Source organism: Actinocrinis puniceicyclus, from assembly GCF_018283645.1.
In the GTDB taxonomy this organism is placed as follows: domain Bacteria; phylum Actinomycetota; class Actinomycetes; order Streptomycetales; family Catenulisporaceae; genus Actinocrinis; species Actinocrinis puniceicyclus.
In genome coordinates, this window is the sequence record NZ_JAGSXH010000066.1 from 1 (window position 1) to 23204 (window position 23204).

At 72.4% G+C, this 23204-nt stretch carries 22 protein-coding genes; 3 read left to right on the plus strand and 19 right to left on the minus strand.

All coding sequences use genetic code 11. The features are described 5' to 3' along the window. The 4 genes from KGA66_RS18135 to fabG form a co-directional block, all read right to left on the minus strand. Positions 1-650, minus strand: a 650-nt coding sequence (locus KGA66_RS18135) for a WXG100 family type VII secretion target (protein WP_211469341.1), incomplete at its 3' end; no start/stop codon positions are given. Positions 651-662: 12 nt separating this feature from the next. After that, positions 663-1271 (minus strand): DUF2563 family protein, encoded by a 609-nt coding sequence (locus KGA66_RS18140; RefSeq protein WP_211469342.1) that lies wholly within the window; start codon positions 1269-1271, stop codon positions 663-665. Between the two features lie 282 nt (positions 1272-1553). Then, on the minus strand, positions 1554-2321 hold the full coding sequence (gene fabI, locus KGA66_RS18145) for an enoyl-ACP reductase FabI (protein WP_211469343.1): 768 nt from the start codon (positions 2319-2321) through the stop codon (positions 1554-1556). A 4-nt stretch (positions 2322-2325) separates the two neighbouring features. After that, positions 2326-3066, minus strand: a complete 741-nt coding sequence (gene fabG, locus KGA66_RS18150) for a 3-oxoacyl-[acyl-carrier-protein] reductase (RefSeq protein ID WP_211469344.1) — start codon at positions 3064-3066, stop codon at positions 2326-2328. A 299-nt stretch (positions 3067-3365) separates the two neighbouring features. Between fabG and KGA66_RS18155 the strand changes: the two genes are divergently transcribed. The 3 genes from KGA66_RS18155 to KGA66_RS18165 all read left to right on the plus strand — a co-directional run bounded on the left by KGA66_RS18155 (position 3366) and on the right by KGA66_RS18165 (position 6912). Further along, entirely contained in the window at positions 3366-4862 is a 1497-nt protein-coding gene (locus KGA66_RS18155; protein ID WP_211469369.1) for a TldD/PmbA family protein, read from the plus strand. After that, positions 4859-6277, plus strand: a complete 1419-nt coding sequence (locus tag KGA66_RS18160) for a metallopeptidase TldD-related protein (protein WP_211469345.1) — start codon at positions 4859-4861, stop codon at positions 6275-6277. The genes KGA66_RS18155 and KGA66_RS18160 overlap by 4 nt, the downstream gene beginning before the upstream one ends. An 89-nt stretch (positions 6278-6366) precedes the next feature. Next, entirely contained in the window at positions 6367-6912 is a 546-nt protein-coding gene (locus tag KGA66_RS18165) for a DUF3099 domain-containing protein (protein WP_211469346.1), read from the plus strand. A gap of 426 nt (positions 6913-7338) precedes the next feature. On the opposite strand, the gene moaA is transcribed toward KGA66_RS18165, so the two are convergent. The 15 genes from moaA to uraD form a co-directional block, all read right to left on the minus strand. Beyond that, positions 7339-8352, minus strand: coding sequence for a GTP 3',8-cyclase MoaA (gene moaA / locus KGA66_RS18170; RefSeq protein ID WP_211469347.1), 1014 nt, complete (start codon positions 8350-8352; stop codon positions 7339-7341). 9 nt (positions 8353-8361) lie between these two features. Continuing rightward, the gene (locus tag KGA66_RS18175; RefSeq protein WP_211469348.1) at positions 8362-10179 is read right to left on the minus strand and encodes a phosphodiester glycosidase family protein; all 1818 of its coding nucleotides are present in this window, start codon (positions 10177-10179) and stop codon (positions 8362-8364) included. A gap of 247 nt (positions 10180-10426) precedes the next feature. Next, on the minus strand, positions 10427-11266 hold the full coding sequence (locus KGA66_RS18180) for an SDR family NAD(P)-dependent oxidoreductase (RefSeq protein ID WP_211469349.1): 840 nt from the start codon (positions 11264-11266) through the stop codon (positions 10427-10429). A gap of 4 nt (positions 11267-11270) precedes the next feature. Further along, entirely contained in the window at positions 11271-11747 is a 477-nt protein-coding gene (locus KGA66_RS18185) for a nitroreductase family deazaflavin-dependent oxidoreductase (RefSeq protein WP_211469350.1), read from the minus strand. Positions 11748-11865: 118 nt separating this feature from the next. Continuing rightward, complete coding sequence (alc, locus tag KGA66_RS18190; RefSeq protein WP_211469351.1) at positions 11866-12918, minus strand: allantoicase; 1053 nt, start codon at positions 12916-12918, stop codon at positions 11866-11868. After that, on the minus strand, positions 12915-14345 hold the full coding sequence (gene allB / locus KGA66_RS18195) for an allantoinase AllB (protein WP_211469352.1): 1431 nt from the start codon (positions 14343-14345) through the stop codon (positions 12915-12917). The genes alc and allB overlap by 4 nt, the downstream gene beginning before the upstream one ends. A gap of 1 nt (position 14346) precedes the next feature. Next, on the minus strand, positions 14347-14805 hold the full coding sequence (locus KGA66_RS18200; RefSeq protein ID WP_211469353.1) for an allophanate hydrolase-related protein: 459 nt from the start codon (positions 14803-14805) through the stop codon (positions 14347-14349). Further along, positions 14796-15692, minus strand: coding sequence for an XdhC family protein (locus KGA66_RS18205; protein ID WP_211469354.1), 897 nt, complete (start codon positions 15690-15692; stop codon positions 14796-14798). Before KGA66_RS18205 ends, KGA66_RS18200 begins: the two co-directional genes overlap by 10 nt. Further along, positions 15685-18096 carry a xanthine dehydrogenase family protein molybdopterin-binding subunit gene (locus KGA66_RS18210; RefSeq protein ID WP_312886966.1) on the minus strand — a complete coding sequence of 804 codons (2412 nt, stop codon included), beginning with the start codon at positions 18094-18096 and terminating at the stop codon, positions 15685-15687. Before KGA66_RS18210 ends, KGA66_RS18205 begins: the two co-directional genes overlap by 8 nt. Before the next feature lie 4 nt (positions 18097-18100). Beyond that, positions 18101-19579, minus strand: a complete 1479-nt coding sequence (locus tag KGA66_RS18215) for an 8-oxoguanine deaminase (protein WP_211469355.1) — start codon at positions 19577-19579, stop codon at positions 18101-18103. Next, entirely contained in the window at positions 19576-20157 is a 582-nt protein-coding gene (locus KGA66_RS18220) for a (2Fe-2S)-binding protein (RefSeq protein ID WP_211469371.1), read from the minus strand. The genes KGA66_RS18215 and KGA66_RS18220 overlap by 4 nt, the downstream gene beginning before the upstream one ends. A gap of 119 nt (positions 20158-20276) precedes the next feature. Then, positions 20277-21146: an FAD binding domain-containing protein gene (locus tag KGA66_RS18225; protein ID WP_211469356.1), complete on the minus strand. Its 870-nt coding sequence runs from the start codon at positions 21144-21146 to the stop codon at positions 20277-20279. An 87-nt stretch (positions 21147-21233) separates the two neighbouring features. Next, complete coding sequence (pucL, locus tag KGA66_RS18230; RefSeq protein ID WP_211469357.1) at positions 21234-22184, minus strand: factor-independent urate hydroxylase; 951 nt, start codon at positions 22182-22184, stop codon at positions 21234-21236. A gap of 5 nt (positions 22185-22189) precedes the next feature. Further along, the gene (gene uraH, locus KGA66_RS18235) at positions 22190-22555 is read right to left on the minus strand and encodes a hydroxyisourate hydrolase (RefSeq protein WP_211469372.1); all 366 of its coding nucleotides are present in this window, start codon (positions 22553-22555) and stop codon (positions 22190-22192) included. Further along, positions 22555-23151 carry a 2-oxo-4-hydroxy-4-carboxy-5-ureidoimidazoline decarboxylase gene (gene uraD / locus KGA66_RS18240; protein ID WP_211469358.1) on the minus strand — a complete coding sequence of 199 codons (597 nt, stop codon included), beginning with the start codon at positions 23149-23151 and terminating at the stop codon, positions 22555-22557. The genes uraH and uraD overlap by 1 nt, the downstream gene beginning before the upstream one ends. Positions 23152-23204 lie beyond the last annotated feature (53 nt).

Below are 23204 nucleotides of genomic sequence, written 5' to 3' on the forward strand. Positions count from 1 at the left end.
CCCGTACCCCCGCCGCCATAGCCGCCGCCCCCGACGGGATAGACGGGCATGGGCATGACCGGCGGATTGTTGTTTCCCCCGTCCCCATTGCCATCCGTCGGATCCTTATATTGACCCAAGGTTGGCTCACTATTTGGCAACTGCTGCTGTGCCGACGAGTACGCGCTCGCCAGCTGCGTCATCGTGCTGACGGCCTGCTGGTGCCTCTGCGCGATGTCATGCTTGGCGATCTCCGAGATGATATTCGCCTCGCCGCCCGTCAAAAGTCCGGCGACAATCCCGGTAGCCGCGTTCGAGTCGATGTTCGCCGCCTGCTGCTCCGCCCACGACGGCGGGCTCGGCATGTTACCGCGCGCCCAACTGAGCGCACTCGCCGTATTGGTGACCGCGACACTTGTATTCGAGGCGTTATCGGCGTGAGTCTGCATCTTCGTCGCCACGGTCTGCGAATGCTGGAAATACGTATCCGCAGCCGCGCCCTGCCACTGAGACTGAATCGCCGTCAGGTTCGTCTGCAGCTCCTGCGTCGCCTCCTGCAACTGCGTCGCATGCGACTGCCAAGCCTGCGCCGTGTCGCTCATCGCGTTCGGATCGCCGGACTGCACGTAGTTGTACAGCTCCTGGTGACTCACGTTGCTGTAGTCGGTCATCTCGCCCGCCTCCTACGCCGCGCCGGACGACGTGTTGCCGTTCGCGCCCGATCCCGAACCTGAACCCGAACCCGATCCCGAGCCGGAATCCGAGCTTGAGCTTGAGCTTGAGCTTGAGCCCGAGTTCGTCGCCGTGGGCGACGAAGAACCCGTGCCGGGCTGCATGGCGTACTGCGCCCCGCTGTTCTGCGGGTAGTACGTCGTACCGCTCGCGCCCGTCGCCGAGTTCGTGCCCGCCATCGTGGCGGTCCCACTCGACGTGTACGACGGCACCGGGGTGTCGCCGTACTGCTGCAAAACGGCGTTGAACTTCGCCGTGATGTCCTGCTCCGTCTGCCGATACCTGTTCGCGTCCGCCCCCACGACGTTGATCATCGTATTGACCAACTGGGTGACCTCGTTGAACGAGTTAATCAGATCCTGCTTCGTCTGCTCATACGCCGCGGAGAACGCCTGCGCCTCGGGGAAACTCCCGAAGCTACCCGTCCCGTCCGCCATCCTCATCACGCTGTTGTCCTGCTCAAGCCCCTGCAGGATCCCGGTGAGCTTCTGCTGGAACGTCTCCAGCGACTCGATCTGCACCGCGTACATCGAGCCCCCGCCGCCACCATCGATCAGCATGGCGTCACCCCGCTTCCCGTTCGCCGTCCACCGCGCCCGCTCGCGCTTCCGGTCACCGCGCAGCCTGCGCTTCGTACCCTGCAATGTCTCGACTGCTCATCACCCACGGACCGGAGAGGCACCGGCGTCACGTCGCGCGGCACCGGCGCCGCGCGGCAACCTGAAACGGCGCCGCCGGCCCGAGGGTTTCTCAGGGCACTCTAGCGAAAAACGGCGCCGCGCAGGAGTTCACGCGGCGCCGTCACGGCGTCTTTTCTCACGGGTCAGAGCGCAATCGGCGAATCAAGCGCCCATCGCGTGCACACCGCCGTCGACATGGACGACCTCACCCGTCGTCTTCGGGAACCAGTCGGACAACAAGGCGATCACACCGCGCGCGGCCGGCTCAGGGTCCTTCATATCCCACCCGATCGGGGCACGGGTCTCCCACACCCCCTCGAAGCCGTTGAACCCGGGAATCGAATTGGCCGCCATCGTCTTGATCGGACCCGCCGAGATCAAGTTGCTGCGGATGCCGCGCGGACCCAGATCCCGCGCGACGTAGCGGCTGGTCGCCTCGAGCGCCGCCTTCGCCACGCCCATCCAGTCATAACCCGGCCAGGCGACCTGCGCGTCGAAGTCCATGCCGACGATCGAGCCGCCGCGCTCACCGAACAGCGGGCAGGCCGCCATGGCCAGCGCCTTGTACGAGTACGCCGAGACGTTCACCGCCGTCGCCACGGACTCCCACGGCGTGTTGAGGAAGTTGCCGCCCAGCGCGTCCGCCGGGCCGAAAGCGATGGAGTGCACGACCCCGTCCAAGCCGTCGACATGCTCGCGCACCCGGCCCGCCAGCGCCGCCAGATGCTCGGCGTTGGTGACGTCGAGTTCGACGATCGGCGCGGGCTTCGGCAGCCGCGAGGCAATCCGGCTCACCAGCGAGAGCCGTCCATAACCGGTCAACACGACCTCGGCGCCCTCCTCCTGCGCCAGGCGCGCGACACTGAAGGCGATCGAGGCGTCCGTGATCACACCGGTCACCAGGACCCGCTTGCCGTCCAGGATTCCCATCGGGTCAGTGCCCCATTCCCAGTCCGCCGTCCACAGGGATGACGGCTCCGTTGATGTAAGCCGCGTCGGGCGAGGCCAAGAATTTCACGACCCCGGCTACCTCGTCCACGCTGGCGTAACGGCCGAGCGGCACCTGCGAAACGATCTGCGCCCTGCGCTCCTCGGTGAGCACCGCGGTCATCTCGGTGTCCACGAAACCCGGTGCGACGACATTGGCGGTGATCGAACGCGAACCCAGCTCGCGGGCCAGCGAACGGGCCATACCCACCAGCCCGGCCTTCGACGCGGCGTAGTTCACCTGACCCGCCGAACCGGACAAGCCGACCACGGAGGAGATGAAGATGATCCGGCCGCGGCGCATCCGCAGCATACCCTTCGCGGCGAGCCGCGCGACCCGGAACGAGCCCTTGAGGTTGGTGTCGACGACCGCGTCGAAATCCTCGTCGCTCATCCGCAGCACCAGCGTGTCACGGGTGATCCCGGCATTCGCGACCAGCACCTCGACCGGCCCATGGGCCTGCGCGACCTCCTGGAACGCGCGCTCGACGTCCTCGGGGACGGTGATGTCGCAGCGCACCGCGAGGAACGAACCCTCACCCTTGACCGGCACCGCCGGTGGCTCGCCGGAGCGGTACGTCACCGCGACCTTGTCGCCCTGCTCGGCGAACGCCCGGGCTATGGCCAGTCCGATCCCCCGGTTCCCTCCGGTGACGAGTACCGACCGGGCCGCGCTGTATTCAGCCACGCGTGCGTCCTTCCCTCATCGCGATGCTCATGGATCCCCCGGGAACGCTATCGTCACCGCACCCGCGCACACCTTGCCGGGGACTACAAAAGCACCAGGACAGCATCGTGGAGTTCAGCTAGGTTCGGGACAGGCCCGCGCGCGCGGCGACACCGGGCCATCAAACGGCGACACAGTGCGATCGTGACGAGGAGCGCGGTGTGGATCAAGACGGGGTAACGGACGGACCGGCACAGGAAGGCCCAACCGAGGACGGAGCGCGGATCGACCCGGCGTTTCTCGCGCCACCGCTGCGCGAGATGGCGCGGGCGGCGCTGGAAAGGGCGCGGGAACTGGGCGCCGAGCACGCCGACTTCCGCTGCGAGCGCATCCGCGAGCAGGTCATCCGGCTGCGCGACGGGCAACTGGACGGGGTGAACGAAAGCTCGGAGGCGGGCATCTCGCTGCGCGTCGTACACGAAGGCACGTGGGGGTTCGCGGCCGGGGTCGTGCAGACGCCTGCGGCGGCGGCGCGGCTGGCCGAACAGGCCGTGCAGGTGGCACGCGTGTCCCGGCCGGTGAACACCGAACCGGTGGTGCTCGCGCCGGAACCGTCCTACGGCGAGCGGCAGTGGGTGTCGGCGTACGAGATCGATCCGTTCGACGTGCCGGACGCCGAGAAGATCGAGCTGCTGACCCGGTGGTCGCGCCGCCTGCTGGACGCCGACGGAGTCGACCACGTGGACGCCACGCTGCACGCGGTCAAGGAGAACAAGTTCTACGCGGACACCAACGGCACCGTGACCACGCAACAGCGCGTGCGCGTGCATCCGCACCTGGAGGCGGTGTCCATCGACGCGGAGGGCGTGCACGGCACGCCCGGGGCGTTCGAGTCGATGCGCACGCTCGCCCCTCCGGCCGGACGCGGCTGGGAATACCTGGTCGGCGGAGCGGCCGGGGAGGGCGCCTGGGACTGGGACAGGGAACTGGCCGAACTGCCGGACCTGCTGGCTCAGAAGCTCGCCGCGCCCTCGGTCGAGCCGGGCACTTACGACCTGGTGATCGACCCGTCGAACCTGTGGCTGACAATCCACGAATCGGTCGGGCACGCCACCGAACTGGACCGCGCGCTCGGTTACGAGGCCGCCTACGCGGGGACCTCGTTCGCGACGCTGGATCAGCTCGGTTCGCTGCGGTACGGCTCGGCTGCGATGAACGTCACCGGCGACCGGGTGGTGACACACGGCCTGGCGACAGTCGGTTTCGACGACGAGGGCGTGCAGGCGCAGCGCTGGGACATCGTCAAGGACGGTGTGCTGGTGGGATATCAGCTCGACCGGCGCATCGCGCAACTCAAGGGCCTGCACGGCGGGCGCTCGAACGGGTGCGCGTTCGCGGACTCCCCGGGGCACGTGCCGATCCAGCGGATGGCGAACGTCTCGCTTCAGGCGGCGCCCGACGGCCCGACGACCGAGGAGCTGATCGGCCGGGTCAAGCGCGGGCTGTACATCGTCGGGGACAAGTCCTGGTCCATCGACATGCAGCGGTACAACTTCCAGTTCACCGGGCAGCGCGCGTACCTCATCGTGGACGGAAGGCTCGCCGGGCAGGTGCGCGACTTCGCGTATCAGGCCACGACGACCGATTTCTGGGGTGCGCTGGAGGCGGTGGGCGGACCGGGCACGTACGTGCTCGGCGGGGCGTTCAACTGCGGTAAGGGGCAGCCCGGGCAGGTGGCGCCGGTGTCGCACGGCTGCCCGTCGGCGCTCTTCCGCGGCGTGCGGATCCTCAACACGGTGCAGGAGGCTGGACGGTGACCGGGAACGGTGCGGCGACGGCGCAGCAGGTGGCCGAGCGGGCGCTGGAGCTCTCGCGCGCGGACGGCGCGGTGGTTCTGGTGTCGGAGTCCTCGACGGCGAACCTGCGCTGGGCGAACAACACGCTGACCACGAACGGGGTCACGCAGGGCCGGACGGTCACCGTGATCTCGACCGTCGCGGGCGCGCAGGGCACGGCGGCGGCGGTGCTCTCCCGTACGGGCGTCGACCTGGACACGATCGAGGACCTGGTGCGCGCCGGCGAGCGGGCGGCGCGCGAGGCCGGCCCGGCGCAGGACGCGCAGCCGCTGGTCGGCGCGCGGCCCGGCGAGTCCGGGGCGCGCTGGGACGAGCCCCCGGCCGGCACGTCGATCGACGTGTTCGCCGGGTTCGCCCCGGCGCTCGGCGAGTCCTTCGAGGCCGCGCGCGCGGGCGGGCGGCTGCTCTTCGGCTTCGCCGAGCACTCGATGACCACGACGTACCTGGCGACCAGCGCGGGCCTGCGGCTCAAGCACGACCAGCCGAACGGGCGGCTGGAGCTGAACGCCAAGTCCCCGGACTTCACTCGCTCGGCCTGGGCGGGGACGTACACGAAGGATTTCGGCGACGTGGACGTGGCCGCGCTCGGCGGGCAGCTGGCGCAGCGGCTGGACTGGCAGAAGCGGCGCGTCGAGATGCCCGCGGGCCGCTACGAGACGCTGCTGCCGCCCTCAGCGGTCGCGGACCTGTACGTCTACCTGCTCTACACCGCCTCGGCCCGTGACGCCGCGGACGGCCGCACGGTGTTCTCGGCGCCGCGCGGTCAGGGCGCCGGCAGCGGCACGAAGGTGGGTTCGCGTATCGGCGCCGAGGGGCTGCGGCTGTGGTCGGACCCGTCCGCGCCCGGGCTGGAGACCGCGCCGTTCCACATCGCGGGCTACTCCTCGTCGAACCAGTCGGTGTTCGACAACGGCCTGGCGACGGAGCCGGTGGACTGGGTGCGCGACGGGGTGCTTGAGCGGCTGGTCACGACGCGGCATTCGGCGCTGGCCACCGGCCTGCCGCTGGCGCTCTCGCCGGACAACCTGCTCATGGAGGGAGCCGGCTCGGCGAGCCTGGAGGAGATGACCCGTGCGACGGAACGCGGGCTGCTGTTGACCTGCCTGTGGTACATCCGCGAGGTCGATCCGCAGTCGCTGCTGCTGACCGGGCTGACCCGGGACGGGGTCTACCTGGTCGAGGGCGGCGAGGTGACCGGGGTGGTCAACAACTTCCGGTTCAACGAGTCCCCGGTCGACCTGTTGGGACGGGTCGCCGAGGCGGGCCGGCGCGAGCGGTGCCTGCCGCGGGAGTGGAACGACTACTTCACCCGCACCGCGGTGCCGCCCCTGCGGATCGGCGACTTCAACATGTCCTCGGTGTCGAAGGCCAGCTGAGAGCGGGTCCGGCCGCGGCCGGACCCGCTGCGGAAACCGGACGGCCACCCCACCTCAACGGGCCGGCCGTCCGGTCGTAGTCTGAAAAGGTGCCGAACAGCGGGAACCGCGAGGACAGCGAGCACCGGCCGCAGGACCAGGACCAGGACCAGGTGTACGGGATCACGACCGCCGAGACCAGCCACATGCAGGAGATCACCCGGCGGCAGAAGCAGTACATCCTGACCATGCTGGTGCGGGTGGTCTCGATCGTCGTGGTGGTCAGCGTGCCCGGCATCGGCTGGCCGATCAAGATCGGCCTGTGCCTGGTCGCGACGATCATCCCTTATGTGGCGGTGGTGCGGGCGAACGGCGGTCCGACGCCCACGAAGGATCCGACGAACCTGCTGGTGGGGCCGCCCGCGCGGGACGAGCTCGGCGCCGCGCAGCGCGGATTGCCGGCGGCGGGCGAGCAGCCGGGGTTCATCAAGGGCGACTTCTTCGTCAAGGAAGAGGGGACGCAGCGCGGCTCCGGCGCGCGCGAGGCGGCCCCGGCGCGAGGACCGGCGGACGGCGGCGCGCGGGCCGAGGCAGCGAGCCAGGGTTCGATGACCGGAAACGCGCCGCGGCGCCGGCCCTCTGGATCAGGCGCCTGATTTCTCTGGACCGCAAGCCCTTACCCGGCGCGGCCTTCGCGGGTGCGGCACATCCGCGGCCGGGCGCGCGCCGGTCCACGCGGCCGGCCGCGGGTCGCCGGGAGCGAATTCGTTAGCGGGGGTTCACGAGTTATGGCGGGCATGCCATACTTCTGATGCACGCCCTGCTCCCCCGTCAGGGCTGTGCCCGCGGGGCCGACCGTTATGGCGCCCCGCCTGCATGCCGGGTGGCTCCCCCCGTGGTCGCCCGGAATGCTGCGTCGGCTCGCGTCCCCCCGTGCGCGAGCCGACGCTTTTCTTTCCTCCCGGCTGTTACGGCGCCGTGCCGGGCCCGGCACGGCCCGTGGCCCGCCCACAGCGGGCCGAGGCTGAATCATCCGGTCGGGCACCACCCCAGGCGGGGTCAGCTCAGGGCAGGGCGGGCGCTCAGCCGCCGATCGCGGACATGGAACGCTGCGGCTGTACGAACCCGGGTTCCCCGATGCCGGCCGCGGCCTTCTTGCCGAGCATCGCGGTGCGCCAGGCCCGCGCTATCGCCTCGTCGTCGGCGCCGCCGCGCAGCAGGCCGCGCAGGTCCGTCTCCTCGCGGGCGAACAGGCAGGTGCGCACCTGTCCGTCCGCGGTCAGCCGGGTGCGGTCGCAGGCGGCGCAGAACGGCCGGGTCACCGACGCGATCACGCCCACCCGACCGCCGCCCGGCGCCTCCGGGCCGCCGTCGACCAGCCAGGTCTCGGCCGGAGCGGCGCCGCGATCCGCGGCGCTGCGCGGCTCCAGCCTGAAGTGCGCCCCGAGGCTGTCGAGGATCTCCTGCGCGGTGACCATGAGCTTACGATCCCAGCCGTGCTGCGCGTCCAGCGGCATCTGTTCGATGAACCGCAGTTCGTAGCCGCGTTCCAGGCACCAGCGCAGCAGCGCCGGGGCTTCGTGGTCGTTGATCCCCCGCATCAGTACCGTGTTGATCTTCACGGGGCGCAGCCCGGCGCGCGCGGCGGCCTCGATCCCGGCCAGCACGCGCTCGTGCCGGTCCCTGCGGGTGAGCGTCTTGAACGTCTCCGGGTCAAGGGTGTCGAGCGAGACGTTGACCCGGTCGAGTCCGGCCTCGGCCAGCGGCCCGGCCAACCGTTCCAGCGCGGTCGCGTTCGTCGTGACCGAGATCGACGGGCGCGGGCGCAGCGCCGCGAGGGACGCCATGATGCCCACCAGGCCCGGCCGGATCAGCGGTTCACCGCCGGTCAGCCGCACCTCGGTGACACCGAGCCGGCCGACCGCGATCGCGGCCAGCCGCACCATCTCGTCATCCGTCAGCAACTCCGGTCGCGGCAGCCACGGCAGTCCCTCGGCCGGCATGCAGTACGTGCAGCGCAGATCACACCGGTCGGTCACGGACAGCCGCAGGTCCGTGGCCGTCCGCCCGAAGTGGTCCGTCAGCGCCGTCCCCATGATTCGAGCCTAGCGCTTGTGCACTGCCACGAAGTCCCGGTCCGAGGGCTGGAAGTAGCGGCCGGCCGGCTGGACGAAGTCCCACAGCTTGGTGGGCGTCGGGTTCGCCGGATCCGGGCCGGCGTAGGTCATGAAGGAGACCCAGTCCGGGTTGATGTCCAGCTCCATGCCGTCGACCGCGCCGGCCGCCTGCAGCAGCTTGGCCAGCGTGTACACCGACAGGAAGCGGCCGCTGACGTAGACGATGTCGCCCTTGGCGGTCATGCCGACGCCCGAGCGGGCGATGAAGTACGAGTTCTTGATCGTGTAGCCCCACTGGGAGCTGGAACCGTCGCCCGGGCCGACGGTGACCTGGCCGTTGTCCACCAGGAGGCTCAGGTTCTGCCGTACCGCCTTGATCTTCGGGCCCATCGTCTCATCCCGGCCCCACTGCCCGATCTTGATCGAGCCGTCGGTGTAGAACACCTCGGCGGCCTTGCCCGTGACCAGCGGCACCGCGGTCCGCCCGTCCATGTAGAACCCGGCCAGGGCGTCGTCCGGCCGGACCTTGAAACCGCCGTTCCAGGTCGCCACCAGCCCGGCGCGGTCGCTCTGGGAGATGCTGTCAGCGGTCTGCCAGGTGCCGCCGGGCTGCTGGTAGCCGGGGTGCAGGGTGAAACGCAGTTCCTTCTGATTCATCCACACGACGTACGCCAGGTTTGAGGTGTGCTGGGCGTCGGGGCGCAGCGCCGCCTTCTCCACGATCGGCACGCCCTGGGCGTCCATGGTCACCGGGTGCCAGATGCCCTCGCCGGCGACGGTTCCGGCGGCCAGCGGGGTGATGTTCGCCGGCAGGTCCGCCGCCTTGACGGTCGGCGAGGGGGCCGGGGCGCCCTGAAGCTGCGCGAGCTGCCCGGAGTCCAGCCCACCGCCGGTGGGCGGCGGCTTGTAGCTGGCGTTCTCCAGCCAGGTCACCGCCCAGCCGAGGTAGTGGTCGCGGCCCCACTCGGCCACGCGCGCGGCCAGCCGGTCGGTGCCCGGGGCGGCCAGGTAGGGGTAGAGGGTGATGCCGACATAGCCGAAGAACACCAGGAACACGCCCAGCACGCTGCGCCACACTATTTTGCGGCGGCGGCGCACGTGCGGCGGCACGACCTTCTTGCCCCTGCGCCGGTTGGAGCGGCCGCCGGACTGGCCGGAGTCGTCCGGGTCCTCGGGTCCGGCCGCGCCGGGGCGGCCCGCGCCGGGGCCGGCCTGCCCGCGGCGCGCGGCGCCCGCGACGGCTCCGTTCGCGGGCAGACCGTCCTCGTCCAGGAGGCTGGTCGCGCCGAGGCGGTCACCGGTGCGGGGGCGCGCCGAACCGTAGGTGCGCCCGTCCCGCTCCCGCGGCGGGCTGGCACCGTAGCCACGCTCGCCGCCATCCGGGTATCTGCCGCCCTCGTCGTAGCCGCCGTCACCGTAGCCGCGCTCGCCGCGCGCCCGCGCCGGGCCGTCCGGCCGCCCGGCGTCATAGCCGCCGTAGCCGCGCTGCTCCTGGCCGCCGCCCTGCCTTCTGCGGCCTTGGCCGGGCTCCTGGTAGGGGTCCTCGCGCCGGCGCTGTGCCGCCTCGTCGTGGGCGCGGGTCTGGAACGGGTCGTAAGGCTCGGGGCGGCTGAAGCCGCGCGGCTGCGCTCGCCGCGTCGCGTCGCCGTAGTAGGGATCCTGCTCGAAAGCGCGGCGCTCGACGCGGTCGCCACCAGGCCCGGGGTACCCGGCCGCGTCCTGGGCCTGGTACGGGCCCGGGTGCTGCGGGTGCGGCGCCGGCGAACCGTAGTCCGGATACTCCGCACCGTCGGATCCGTAAGTCATCGTGCGACAGTCCCCAAGGTCGTTGCGTGGGCGGCCCGCCCGCGTCGTTGATCGCTCTCTTCATGACAGACGCCGCCTCGCAAGGAGTAGTTGCCTGCGGGCGGCGCCTTTCTTCACGTTCAGCTCAGCCGAGTCTAGTAGGACGGCTTGTCGGCTGCTTGATGTCACGGGAAGCGCCGCACACGGGTTCAGTCGAAGCAACGATCGGACGCTGACGCGGGCGGGCGCCGGGGATCGCGTTCGCGGTTCAGCCCTCCTGGGCGGTCGGCCGCAGCATCAGCTCATTGATCGCGACGTGCTGCGGCCGGGTGACCATGTATTCGATCGCGTCGGCGACGTCCTGGGCTTCGAGGACCTTGACCCCGGCGAAGCGCCGGACCTGGGCCTCACGGACCTCCGGGCGCAGGTGGTCGCGCAGCTCGGTGTCCACGGCGCCCGGCTCGACGAGGCCGACGCGCAGGTGGCGGCCGGCGAACTCCTGGCGCAGCGATTCGCTGAACGCCCCGACCCCGAACTTGGTGGCGTTGTACACGTTGCTGCCCAGCCGGGCCACCCGCCCGGCGATCGAGCTGACGTTCACCAGGTCGGCCACCTGCCGCGGGCCGGACTCGGCGGCGCGCAGCAGGTGCGGCAGCGCCGCGTGGGTGGCGGTGAGCAGGGCGGTGAGGTTGAGGTCGACCATGCGCCGCCAGTCGTCGAGGCTGGCGTCCGCGGCGGGGCCGAGCAGCATGATCCCGGCGTTGTTGACCAGGATGTCGATGCGGTCGTGGCCGAACGTCCCGGCGGCGGCATCGACGGCTTCGCGCAGCCGGTCGGCGTCCGTGACGTCCACGGGCATCGGATACGCGGCGCCGCCGTCCGCGCCGATCTCCTTGACAAGCCGCTCCAGCCGGTCGGCGCGGCGCGCCATCACCACGACGGCGGCTCCGCGCGCGGCCAGCGCCTTGGCGGTGGCCGCGCCGATTCCGCTGGAGGCTCCGGTGACCACGGCGGTGGTGCCGTCGAGGCGGCGGGCGGACCCGCTGCTCGCGGCGTGCGCCCCGGCGGGTGCCGCGTCTTGTTCGAGGGGTGCGAAGTCTTCGGTCAACGGATCATCCTTCGCTGAGGCGGAACACGAGCAGTTCGCGCTCGGTGGCGCGCCGTTCATATGCGGCGAAGTGCGGCCATACCCGCAAAAGCAGCTGCCACGCGGCGGCGCGCTCCGCGTCGTGCAGGACGCGCGCCACCACCTCCCGGCGCCGGCCGTTGATCTCGACCACGGCGTGCGGGCGGTCGCGCAGGTTCAGCGCCCAGGCGGGATGCCGCTGCTGGCCCCAGTTGGAGCCGACGACGAGCAGGTCTTCACCGTCGATCGCATAGGTGACCGGGCTGACGCGCGGCTCGCCGCTGCGGCGGCCCGTGGTGGTCAGCAGCAGCAGCGGCATGCCGACCGTCCCGGACAGCGAGAAACGCCCGCCGGTGGCGCGCTGCAGGCCGAGGTCCAAGCGCGGGAACACGCGTTTACCGAGGGAAGCGAACGCGACGCTACCCAGGAGCGGAAAGGCGCGCAGACGGCCGGTGAAACGCATGTTCAATATCGTAGATCATCGATACCGGCCCCGTCATGCGGCCGAGAGCGCCGCGCGCGGACGGCTCGTTCCGGTTCTGTTTCGGTGCCGTCGTTTCCGGTGCCGTCGCCGCATCAATTCAGCCGGTCTGCTGCCAGCGCCGCGTCAGCGCGTCGAGCGCTTCGCGGGTGAGCGTGCCGAGGGCGCGCAGCCGCGCGATCCCGCCGTCGGGGTACACGTCGAGTCGCAGGTGTGTCGCAGGGTCCGCATCGCGGATCAGGAATCGATGAGCCGCGTCCGGTTGCAGCCTGGTCTTGGGCAGCAGAACCGTCCAGTCGTGCTCGTCCGGCAGCTGATCGCCGTCAGCGCGCGTGGCCGAGACCCGGACCCTGTCCGGAGCGTTGCCCTTGAAGTGCGTCGTGTCGATCTCCAGCACCTGAACGACGCCCTCGCCGATGAGCCGGACTTCCGCCCGGTCGTTGCCGCCGTCCCGGCGCCGGGCGTTCTCCCAGCCGTCGCCCATGGTCCGGGCGAGACCGGGCATCAGCATGTTCTCGGCGCGGCCGAAGTACATGTCGCTGCACGCTGTGACGCGTGCGCCGTCGATCAAGGCGGCCAGGTTCACGGTCAGGCCGGCGAGGAAGGCGGGATCGGGCAGCGGCTGCGCGTGAACGCGCAGGCGCGCCACGCCGCCGTCCGGCAACAGGTTGAGACGGACGTGGCTGAAGCGACGTTCGATGCCGGGGACCGGGATGTGGTGCGGCCGGCCGCCGCGTAGCGCGGTGGCGGGCGCGAGCTCGGTCCAGCGGGCTTTGCCGAGGCGCTTGGGCGAGGGGTGGCCGGCGCACCAGGTCGCGTCGATCGAGCAGCGCGGCGGGTGGTTGCCCAGGAAGTGTGTGGTGTCCACGACCACGCCGCGGATCAGGCCGGGTGCGGCCAGCCGGATGATCGCGCTGTCGTGTTCGGTCCCTGCGACGCCGGGGGCGCCGGGTCTGCGCCTTCGGGTCTCCCAGCCGTCGTACAGCTGGCCCTTCGGGGTGAAAGTGGCCGGGTGGAAGACCGGCGGCTCGGGGTTGACCAGGTTCTCCTTGTCCGCGAAGAACTCGTCGTTGGCCCAGACCACGGCGCCGCCGAGGGCGCGTGAGGCCAGGTCGGGCAGGCCGGTGAACTCGGGGTTCGCGTCGCGGTTCATGTCCGTGGTCGCGCCGCCGCGGGCGCGAGGGACTGCGCGGGCGGCGGTGCCGCCGGGGGTGCGCCGCCGATTCGTCGCAGGACTTTGCCGTGCGGTTTCTCGCCGACCCGCCGGCCGCGCAGGTACGTGGCCTGTACCAGGCCGGTCAGGGTTCTGCCGTGGTAGGGCGTGATCGGGTGGCGGTGGGCGAGCCGGGCGGTGTCGACCGTGAACTCGGCGTCGGGATCGAACACGACCAGGTCCGCGTCGCAGCCCACGGCGATGCGTCCTTTGTGCGGCAGGCCGGCGAAGTCCGCGGTGCGCCGGGACAACAGCCGCACGACGCGGTCCAGAGCCCATCCGCGCGCTCGCGCCTCGGTCCAGAGCGCCGGCAGGGTCGTTTGCAGGGAGGCGATCCCGCCCCAGGCGGCCGCGAAGTCGCCGTCGCCGCGGTTCTTCAACTCGGCGGGGCAGGGCGAGTGGTCGGAGACGACGAAGTCGATCAGGCCGCTGTCGAGGGCGGCCCAGAGCGCCTCGCGGTTGGCCACGGAACGGATCGGCGGGCAGCACTTGTACTCGGTCGCGCCGTCCGGGATCTCCCGGTCCGCGAAGATCAGATAGTGCGGGCACGTCTCGACGGTCACCGCGATCCCCCGCGCCTTCGCGGCCTCGATCAGCGGCAGGCACTGCGCCGAGGAAAGGTGCAGGATGTGCACACGCGCTCCGGTGCTCTCGGCGACGGTCAGCGCCTCGGACACGGCCGCGGTCTCGGCGGCGTCCGGCCGCGAGGCGAGGAAGGACGCGTAGTCGGCGGCAGGGTCTCCGGTGCGTTCGGCGGCCGGCCGTGCCTCGGCGTATTCGTCGAGCACGTTCTGGCTTTCGGCGTGCACGAGCAGCCGCGCGCCGAGTCGCGCGGCTGCTCGGCCGGCGGCCTCGAACCCTGCGAAGTCCAGGGCCGGGAACTCGGGCACGCCCGAGTCGGCCAGGAAACACTTGAAACCGAACGCCCCCGCCTCGTGCAGCGCGGCCAGCTCCGGCAGGTTTCCGGGTACCGCGCCGCCCCAGAAGCCGACGTCGACCATGCACTGTTCCTTCGCGGCAGCTCGCTTCTCGGCGAGCGCCTCGGGGGTGGTGGTCGGCGGGATCGAGTTGAGCGGCATGTCGATCAGGGTGGTCACGCCGCCGAGCGCGGCCGCCCGCGTCGCGCTGGCGAATCCCTCCCACTCGGTGCGGCCGGGCTCGTTGACGTGCACGTGCGTGTCCACCAGGCCGGGCAGCAGCGCAAGATCGCCCAAGTCCCGCTCGCGCGCGGCCGCGGCGGGGGCGTCGTGGGGCAGGACCGCGGCGACCGCCATCCCGGACACACACACGGCCGCCGGGCGCTCACCGTCCGGCAGCAGGACGCGGCGGGATCGCAGGACCAGGTCGAAGGTGCGGCGCGGCGCCATCTCACTCCTCGCTCGGGCCGGCGGACGCCGGCGGTGCCGTGTGGGAGCGCCAGTCTGCGTGGTCTGAGATGTCGCGGTAAAGTCCGGGCGGTTCGGCGTAGGCGCGGCGGCGGATCATCGACAGGCAGCCCGAACCGTCTTCCAGTTCGATGACGCCGAGTTCGAGGCCGGCCGGCTCGGCGGGCAGCAGGGCGTCTCGCAGGACCGGCCACGGCACGTCATACAGCTCGCCGAGCACCGACACGCCCGCGGGCTGCTCCCCCGCCGCCGCTTGTGGATTCGCGGTTCTGCGCGGACCCATTGGGCCTGTTATCTGTGCGAGCGCCGGGTACCGGTCCTCCGCCGAGTAGAACCGGTACCGCGGCGCCGTGCGCACCGGGCCGACGAACCGGGCGCCCGCCAGCAGGTGGTGCAGCGGTCCGCCGCGCATCGCCGCGCCGTTGAAGAACATCAGCGGCATGACATCTCCTGCGCGCCGGAGGGCTGGCGCCGGTGCAGCGGCCCGTCCACGTCCCGCAGCGGCCGGCCGCTACCGCCCCGCGCCACGGCCACGATCTCGGCGCAGATCGACAGCGCGACCTGCTCGGGCGTGCTCGCGCCCAGGTCCAGGCCGATCGGCGCGCGCAACCGCGCGATCCGCTCCGGTTCGAGCCCCGCTTCCCGCAGCCGCCGGGCCCGATCCGCGCAGGTGCGCCGCGAACCGAGCGCGCCGACGTCGCCCGCCGGCGAGCGAAGCGCGGCCAGCAGCGCCGGCACGTCGAACTTCGCGTCGTGTGTCAGCACGCAGATCGCGCTGCGGCCGTCGACCTGCGTGCCCGCCAGATACCGGTCCGGCCACTGGACGACCACCTCGTCCGCGTCGGGCACCCGTTCGGGCGTCGCGAACACCGCACGCGCGTCGCAGACCGTCACCCGGTAGCCGAGGAACCTGCCGGCCGCGGCGAGCGCGTCCGCGAACTGCACCGCCCCGAAGATCAGCAGCCTGGGTCGCTCCCGCCCGTCCCGCGCGGCGCCGGGCGGCAGCGGATCGGCGGCGGGATCGACGCGCCGGATCGCGACCTCGATCGCCCCGCCGCAGGGCAGCCATGGCGCGAAGGGCTCGTCGGGGTCGGGGGCGAAGCGGCGGCGCGACGGCCGCCCGGTACGCAGGGCCTCGCGGCAGAGTTCGTAGACCTCCGCGTCGACGCAGCCCGCTGACACGGTCCCGGCCGCGGCGCCGGCGCGGTCCACGGCCAGGGCGGGGCCGGTCCGGCACGGGGCGCTGCCGGTCACCTCGGTGACCGTGGCGAGCGCGTAGGGCTCGCCGGCCGTGTGCCAGCGGCGCAGGGTTTCCGCCAGGTCACGCATCCGTGTTCGCCTCCTGCGACAGCGGCGCCGGCCCGGGCGGCGCGGCGTTCTCGGGCGACGCGCTCTGCGGCGACGCGCTCTCGGGCGGCGGGTTCCCTGGCCGTTCCCCTGGCAGCGCGATGTGCTCGGGCCGGATCGGCACGCGGGTGAGTGCGAGCCCGGTCGCGGCGCGCACGGCCGCGGCGATCGCGGGCGTCGACGAGAGCGTCGGGGGTTCGCCGGCGCCGCGCAGGCCGTAGGGCGAGGCCGGATCCGGGTGTTGCAGGATCCGCATTCCCAGCGGCGGCATGTCCAGGATGGTGGGGATCAGATAGTCGGTGAAGGACGGGTTGCGCACCTTTCCGCCGTCCGTGACGATCTCCTCGAGCACGGCCAGGCCGAGTCCCTGCGCGGTGCCGCCCTGGATCTGCCCCTCCAGCGCGAGCCGGTTGAGGATCCGCCCGACGTCCTGCACGACGTCCAGCCGCACCACCTTGATCAGGCCGAGTTCGACGTCCACGTCGACCACGGCGCGGTGCACGGCGAAGGCGAACTGCACGTGCGAGCCGCCCTGGCCGGTGAGCCGGTCGAGCGGCCCGGTGGGACGGTGGCGGTATTCGCGCGTCTGCTCGACCACCCGCCCGCCCAGCACCGCGGCCAGGTCCGCCAGCGGTTCGCCGCGCGCGGAGACGAGTTTGCCGCCGAGCAGCGCCGCGTCCCGCGGCACCGCGATGCCGCGTTCACGGGCCAGTTCGAAGACCTGGTCGCGTACCGCTTCGCACGCGGCCTTGACCGCTCCCCCGGTCATGTACGACTGCCGCGACGCGGAGGAGGACCCTGACGAGCCGGCACGGGTGTCGGCCGGTTCGACGCTCACCTGCTCGACGCCCAGTTCGGTGCGCGCGATCTGCCCCTGAACCGTGACCAGGCCCTGGCCGACTTCCGCCGCGGCGGTGCGCACGGCGGCGACCGGCTCGCCGTGCTCGACGGCCAGGCGCACGCGCGCGGTCGAGTAGTCGTCGAAACCCTCCGAGTAGCAGATGTTCTTGATGCCGACGCCGTAGCCGACGCCGCGGCGCACGCCCTCGCCGTGCGTGGTGTTGCCGTAGCCGCCGGGCGGCAGCGCCGCGGGGTCGTGCTCCGGCGGCAGCGGCATGGCGCGCAGTTCGCCGAACATCGCGGCCAGCGGCGCCGGGGAGTCGATCACCTGACCGGTCGCGATGGTCGAACCCTGTTTCACCGCGTTGCGGGCGCGCAGGTCCAGCGGATGGATGCCGAGCGCGGCGGCGAGCGCGTCCATCTGCGCTTCGTAGGCGAAGCACGCCTGTACCGCGCCGAATCCGCGCATCGCGCCGCACGGCGGGTTGTTGGTGTAGGCGCCGTAGGCGTCGATCGCGACGTGTTCGACCTCGTACGGACCCGCGCCGAGCGACGACGCGTTGCCGACGACGGCCTCGGTGGTCGAGGCGTAGGCTCCGCCGTCCAGCAGGATCTCGGCGATGACGTACACCAGCCGGCCGTCGCCGCGGGCGCCGTGCGTGTAGCGCAGGACCGCGGGATGGCGGTGTACGTGCCCGAAGAAGGACTCGCGCCGGTCGTACACCATGCGCACGGGTCTGCCCGTGCGCAAGGCCAGCATCGCCGCGTGGATCTGGACCGAGAGGTCCTCGCGGCCGCCGAACGCGCCGCCGACTCCGGCCAGCGTCACGTGGACCTTCTCCTCGGGAAGGCCGAGGCAGGGGGCGACCTGTTCCCGGTCGGCGTGCAGCCACTGGGTCGCCACGTGCAGGTGGACGCCGCCGTCGGGCAGGGGGTACGCGAGGCCGGCTTCGGGGCCGAGGAACGCCTGGTCCTGCATGCCGACCTGGTATTCCCGGGTGATGTGCACCGCGGCCTGCGCGCGCACCGCGGGATCGTCCGGGCGGCCGCGGCGGATCGGCTGGTGGCGCACGAGGTTGCCGCCGGGATGCACGCGCGGGCTGTCCGGGTCGAACAGCGCGCCGCGAGGGTCGGTGACCGGCGGCAGGACTTCGTACTCGACGACGATCGCGCCGGCCGCGCGGCGGGCCGTCCCGGCATCGTCCGCGGCGACGACGGCGACCGGTTCACCCTGGTAGCGGACCTGGTCGACGGCGAGCACCGGGCAGTCTCGCACGATCAGGCCGTAGTGCTTGCGGCCGGGCACGTCCTGGTGCGTCAGGACCGCCCGCACGCCCGGCAGGGCGAGCGCGGGCGCGACATCGACGCGCTTGATCAGGGCCCTCGGGTGCGGGCTGCGCAGCGTCGCCCCGCAGAGCATGCCCTCGGCGGTCAGATCGGAGGCGTACGGGAACGTGCCGAGCACCTTGGCGGTCGCGTCGGGGCGCGGCGGGCTGTCCCCGATCGTGCCGGGCCGCGGCTGCGGTGTGCGGCTGCCGGCGTCCACGCGGTCAGCTCCTTCCCTTCATCCGCAGGCTGGCGTAACGGGCGGCGCGGGCCAGTTCGACGGTGTCCGCGGTGCGCAGTTGCCCGTCCTCGACGATCGGCCGGCCGTGCACGGTGAGCAGCTTGAGCGGGGCGGGCGGGCCCAGGACGAGCGCGGCGACCGGGTCGGCGATGTCGGCGTGGCCGAGCCCGTCGAGCCGCCACAGCGCCAGGTCCGCGCACTTGCCGGGTTCCAGCGAGCCGATCTCGTGCTCGCGGCCGAGCAGCCGGGCGCCGTTGTAGGTGCCGATGCGCAGCGCGGCGCGCGCGTCGAGGGCGCGGGCGGGGTCGGCCGCCTCGGCGCGCAGCCGCGAGACGTACACCGCGCTGCGCAGTTCCTCGACGAGCATCCCCGACTCCTGCGACGCGGCGCCGTCGACGCCGAGGCCGACCGGGACGCCCGCGTCGATCAGGGCTTTGACGGGCGCGTGGCCGGCGCCGAGCCTGGCGTTGGAACTCGGGCAGTGCGCGACGCCGGTTCCGCTGGCCGCCAGGCGCTTGACCGCGGCGTCGGACAGGTGCACGCCGTGCGCGATCCACACGTCGCGGCCGAGCCAGCCGAGCGATTCGGCGTATTCGGCGGGAGTCAGGCCGAGCGCGGCGACGCAGTGTTCTTCCTCGTCGGCGGTCTCGGCCAGGTGCGTGTGCAGCCGCACGCCGCTGTCGCGGGCCAGTTGCGCGGTGCGCAGCATCAGCTCGCTGCTGACCGAGAAGGGCGAGCAGGGCGCCAGCGCGATGTGGGTCAGCGCCCCGGGGCGCGGGTCGTGGTAGCGGCCGATGGCGTCCTGGCCGGCCGCGAGGATGGTGTCCATGTCCTCGACCAGTTCGTCCGGGGGCAGGCCGCCGGCCGAGCGGCCGCGGTCCATGCCGCCGCGGGTGGGGTCGAACCGCAGGCCGATGCCGCGCGCCGCCGCGATCGTGGCGCCGAGCAGGTCTCCGGCGCCGCGCGGGAACAGGTAGTGGTGGTCGGTGCTGGTGGTGCAGCCGCTCAGGGCCAGCCAGCCAAGGCCGGCGTGCGCGGCGGCGTATACGGCCTCTTCGTCGATGCGCGCCCAGCGCGGGTAGAGCTCGGTGAGCCATTCGAACAGGGCCTTGTCCTGCGCGAGGCCGCGGAAGATCCACTGGTAGAGGTGGTGGTGGGTGTTGACAAGGCCGGGGGTGAGCAGGCAGCCGGAGCCGTCGACGACGCGGGCGGCGCGGGCGCGGCCGCCGCTCAGGCGCGCGATCGCTTCGTGCGCCTCGCGCGGAGCCGGGCCCGGGCCCACCGCGTCGATCACGCCGCGCGCGACCACGACGTGCCCGGTCTCGTACTCGGCGCCGTCGGCGTTCACGGTCGCCACCGCGCAGCCCTCGATGATCAGCGACGGCCCGATGTCAGGGTTCAGTGACGTCGCCGGGCCGTCGGCGGGGTCGGGCGTCGGCCGGCCGGCCGTGCCGCCGCTCATCGCACGGCTCCCTGCGGGTGGTCGCGGTACTGTCCGGTGTCGCGCGGTTCGGTGTCGCGCGGTTCGGTGTCGCGCAGTTCGGCGTCGCGCAGTTCGGCCGCGGCGCTGAACACGGCGTCGATGATCTTCTCGTATCCGGTGCACCGGCACAGGTTCCCGGCCAGCGCCTCGCGGATCGCCGCCTCGTCCAGAGCGGTCGGCGCGCCGCCGCCCGCGGGGGCGGCCAGGGCTCGACGCACCAGATCGTGCGCCGCGACGACCAGTCCCGGAGTGCAGAAGCCGCACTGCACCGCGCCGCACTCGACGAACGCGCGCTGGACCGCGTCCGGCACGCCGTTTTCGGCGAGGCCTTCGACGGTGCGCACCCGGCGGCCTTCCGCCTGCCCTGCGGCCACGAGGCAGGAGCAGACCGGTTCGCCGTCGAGGTAGACGGTGCAGGATCCGCACTCGCCCTCCTCGCAGGCGTTCTTGGTGCCGGGCAGCGCGAACTGCTCGCGCAACGCGTTCAGCAGGCTCGCGCCCGCGGGCACGTCCGGGGCGGTGCGCGGCCGCCCGTTGAGCGTCATCGTCAGGCGCAACCGGCCGGGCGCGGTGCGGGGGCCGGTGCCTGCGCCGATGTCTGCGCCCGTACCGATGCCGCCGCCGATGCCAGTTTCGCAGCCTCCTGACATGCTGTGGTCACTCCTCGCACCCGCGGTCATGCCGGCACCGGTTCCCTGTCTTGGTCGGCGGCGGTGCGGATCCAGCGCAGCGCCCGGGTTGCCAGCACGGCCAGCGCGTGGCGGCGGTAGGCCGCGGTGCCGCGCACGTCGTCGATGGGGTTCGCGGCGTCGGCGACCAGTTCGCCGAATCGGCGCGCCGCCGAGACCGGCACGCTCAGGGTGCCCCAGTCCAGCGCCCCGGCGAGGAAGCGTTCGGCGCCGCGCGCGGCCAGCGGGGTCGGTCCCGCCGAGCCGATGCCGGTGCCGACCGTGCGCCGGTCCAGGTCCAGGGCGAGCGCGAACGAGCACACCGCGATCACCATGGCGTTGCGGGAGCCGACCTTCGCGAACTGCTGCGGCCCGGCCGCCGTCGGGATCAGCACCGCGCGGATCAGTTCGTCGGGGGCCAGCGCGCAGCTCTTGACGCCGGTGAAGAAGCCGCCGATGGGTATCTGCCGCAGGCCGCGGAACGATTCGGCCTCCACCACGGCGCCGGTGGCCAGCAGCGCGGGGTGCGCGTCGCCGGCGGGCGAGGCGGTGCCGAGGTTCCCGCCGACCGTGGCGCGGTTGCGGATCTGCGGGGAGCCGACGGTACGCGCGGCCATCGCCAGGGCCGGCAGGCGGTCGGCCAGGTCGCGGATGATCCGTGCGTAGGGCACCGCGGCGCCGAGGTGGACGGTGCCGCCGACCACGTCCCATTCCTTCAGTTCGCTGATCCTGCCCAGATCGAGCAGCGCGCTGGGCCGGCGCAGGTCGAAGTTGAGCTCGACCATCACGTCCGTGCCGCCGGCGATCGGCACCGCGTCGGGGCGGGCCGCCTTGGTCTCCAGTGCCTCGGCCCAGCTGGCGGGGGCGAAGAACTCCATGGGGCGCTGCTCCTCGGTTCGGTTCGCTTCGATCGGGTTCGCTTCGGTTCGTTCGCTGTCGGTCGCGGTGCGGCGGGCGGCCCGCGATCACTGCCAGGCCGCGGGATCAGGCGGTTCGCCGCGGCGCGCGAGAGATCCCTCGATCAGCCCGTACGGCCGGTCCGCGGCGTGGAAGACCTCGTTGTCGTTGGTCAGGCCGAAGGGCGCGAGGTCCACGGCGACGTGGTGCCGGTTCGGCAGGGTGAGCCTGGCCTCCGCGATCGCGTCGTCGTGCTCGAGCAGCCGGCGGCCCATCGCGTAAAGGGTCTGCTGCAGGGAGAGGCTGTGGGTGTCGGCGAACGCCGTCATCAGCGCGGCCCGCGCGCGGGCGTAGGACTTGTCCCAGTCCGGCTCGCCCGCCGCGCCGCCGCGGCGCCATCTCGCGTCGATCGCGGTGGCCAGCACGCGGTCGCTGGTTTCGGCGAGCGTGGTGTATTCGTCCTCGTAGAAGCCGTGGAACTCGGAGCCCGCGGTGTTGAGCACGACGAGGTCTTTCAGGCCGCTGACGACGCGGCTGGCGCCGTCCGCGTCGGCGTGGACGAGCGCGGTGCGGGTTTCGCGGCCGCCGCGCACGAACGAGTGCCGGCTCTCGGCGCCGGGAATGCGGTCCCAGCCGTATTCCTCGATCCCGATGCGCGCGTGCGTGATGTAAGGGCACGTGGTCAGGAAGTGCTGGGCCAGCAGCAGGGCGAACTGCTCGGCGCTGGCCACTCCGTGCCGCTTGGCGAGCGCGTAGACGGCGTTCTTCTGCGCGTCGGTGGTCAGTACCTTGGCGTTGTCTCCGGTCAGGTGGGTGTCGGCCTGATCGCCGGACAGGGCGATGCTCACGTTGAGGTCTTTGAGCGCGTGCTCGGCCGCGCCCCGGGTCACGCGCACGATCCGCACCTCGGCCTTGCCGTAGCGGGTGGGGCCGAGGACGACGGCTGGGGCGTGCCGGTCCGGCGCCGGCTGCCGGCCGCCGGGCGCGGTTTCGCCGTCCAGGACCTGTTTGCGGTCCATCGCCGTCAGCTCCCCCGGTAGGTCGAGTACGCGAACGGGCTCAGCAGCAGCGGCACGTGGTAGTGCGCCGCCGCGTCGCCGACCGTGAAGCAGACGGCGACCTCGGGATAGAAGAAGTCGGTGACGCCGCGGCGCGCGAAGTACCCCGCGGTGTCGAACACCAGCCGGTATCTGCCCTCATGCGCCGCGCCGCTTCGGAACGGGTGCAGTTCGACGCCACCGAACGCCTCGCGCACGCGGCCGTCCGGGTCGGTGCGGCCGTCGGCCAGGGCACTCCAGCCGTGTGCGGCGGCCGCGTCGAGGCGTACCGTCAGCGCCGCCGCCGGCCGGCCCAGCGCCGCGTCGAGCACGTGTGTGGACAGGCTCGCCATCACGGCCACGTCCCCTCCGCGAGGCCGAGAAGCAGCTTGTCGAGCCGCAGCCGCACGATCTGGTTCAGCTCATCGCGTACCACCGCCTGTTCCGTCGAGGGATCGTTGCGCAGCCGGCCGAGTGCGGCGTCGAGCATCTGCTCAGCGGTGCGCCCGGTCGCGCGGATCAGGAAGACGTGGCCGAACGCGGCTTCGTATGCGGCGTTCGCCTCGGCCAGTTGCCGGGCTGTGCGCGCGTCGGGGCCGTCCGCGGCCGCCTGCTCCGCGCGCGACCACGCCGCCGCGGGCGACGCGCGGTCCGCGGCGCGTGTGCCGATGCGCGGGTGCGCGGTGAGGGCTTCGAGAACGTCGGGCCAGTCGAGCCGGGCGACTTCCACTGCGGCGATGCGGTACAACTGCGCGGCGTCTGCGTAGGGGCGGACGGCGGCGATAGCCGCAGCCCAGCGGTGTGACGCGCAGCACGCCGCGAGGGCGGCCGCCGCCTCAGGCGCCGACAGCGCATTGAGACGCTCCAGGCCGGCACGGGCGTGGCCGGGCGCACGCACGGGCGCGGGGGCGCCCGCGCCCGCGTCCGCACCACTTGCCACCGCGACCACCGGCCGCTCCCGTCCTCACGCGCCGCACTCGCCGTTCGGTCCGTCCGCGGTCT

Bases quoted from the DNA above. Each gene is read 5' to 3' on its own strand.
- KGA66_RS18140 (WP_211469342.1), bottom strand. From the start codon at position 1,271: ATGCTGATCGATGGTGGCGGCGGGGGCTCGATGTACGCGGTGCAGATC.
- fabI (WP_211469343.1), bottom strand. From the start codon at position 2,321: ATGGGAATCCTGGACGGCAAGCGGGTCCTGGTGACCGGTGTGATCACG.
- KGA66_RS18155 (WP_211469369.1), top strand. From the start codon at position 3,366: ATGGCGCGGGCGGCGCTGGAAAGGGCGCGGGAACTGGGCGCCGAGCAC.
- moaA (WP_211469347.1), bottom strand. From the start codon at position 8,352: ATGGGGACGGCGCTGACGGACCACTTCGGGCGGACGGCCACGGACCTG.
- KGA66_RS18175 (WP_211469348.1), bottom strand. From the start codon at position 10,179: ATGACTTACGGATCCGACGGTGCGGAGTATCCGGACTACGGTTCGCCG.
- KGA66_RS18185 (WP_211469350.1), bottom strand. From the start codon at position 11,747: ATGCGTTTCACCGGCCGTCTGCGCGCCTTTCCGCTCCTGGGTAGCGTC.
- alc (WP_211469351.1), bottom strand. From the start codon at position 12,918: ATGAACCGCGACGCGAACCCCGAGTTCACCGGCCTGCCCGACCTGGCC.
- allB (WP_211469352.1), bottom strand. From the start codon at position 14,345: ATGGCGCCGCGCCGCACCTTCGACCTGGTCCTGCGATCCCGCCGCGTC.
- KGA66_RS18200 (WP_211469353.1), bottom strand. From the start codon at position 14,805: ATGCCGCTGATGTTCTTCAACGGCGCGGCGATGCGCGGCGGACCGCTG.
- KGA66_RS18205 (WP_211469354.1), bottom strand. From the start codon at position 15,692: ATGCGTGACCTGGCGGAAACCCTGCGCCGCTGGCACACGGCCGGCGAG.
- KGA66_RS18215 (WP_211469355.1), bottom strand. From the start codon at position 19,579: ATGAGCGGCGGCACGGCCGGCCGGCCGACGCCCGACCCCGCCGACGGC.
- KGA66_RS18225 (WP_211469356.1), bottom strand. From the start codon at position 21,146: ATGGAGTTCTTCGCCCCCGCCAGCTGGGCCGAGGCACTGGAGACCAAG.
- pucL (WP_211469357.1), bottom strand. From the start codon at position 22,184: ATGGACCGCAAACAGGTCCTGGACGGCGAAACCGCGCCCGGCGGCCGG.
- uraH (WP_211469372.1), bottom strand. From the start codon at position 22,555: ATGGCGAGCCTGTCCACACACGTGCTCGACGCGGCGCTGGGCCGGCCG.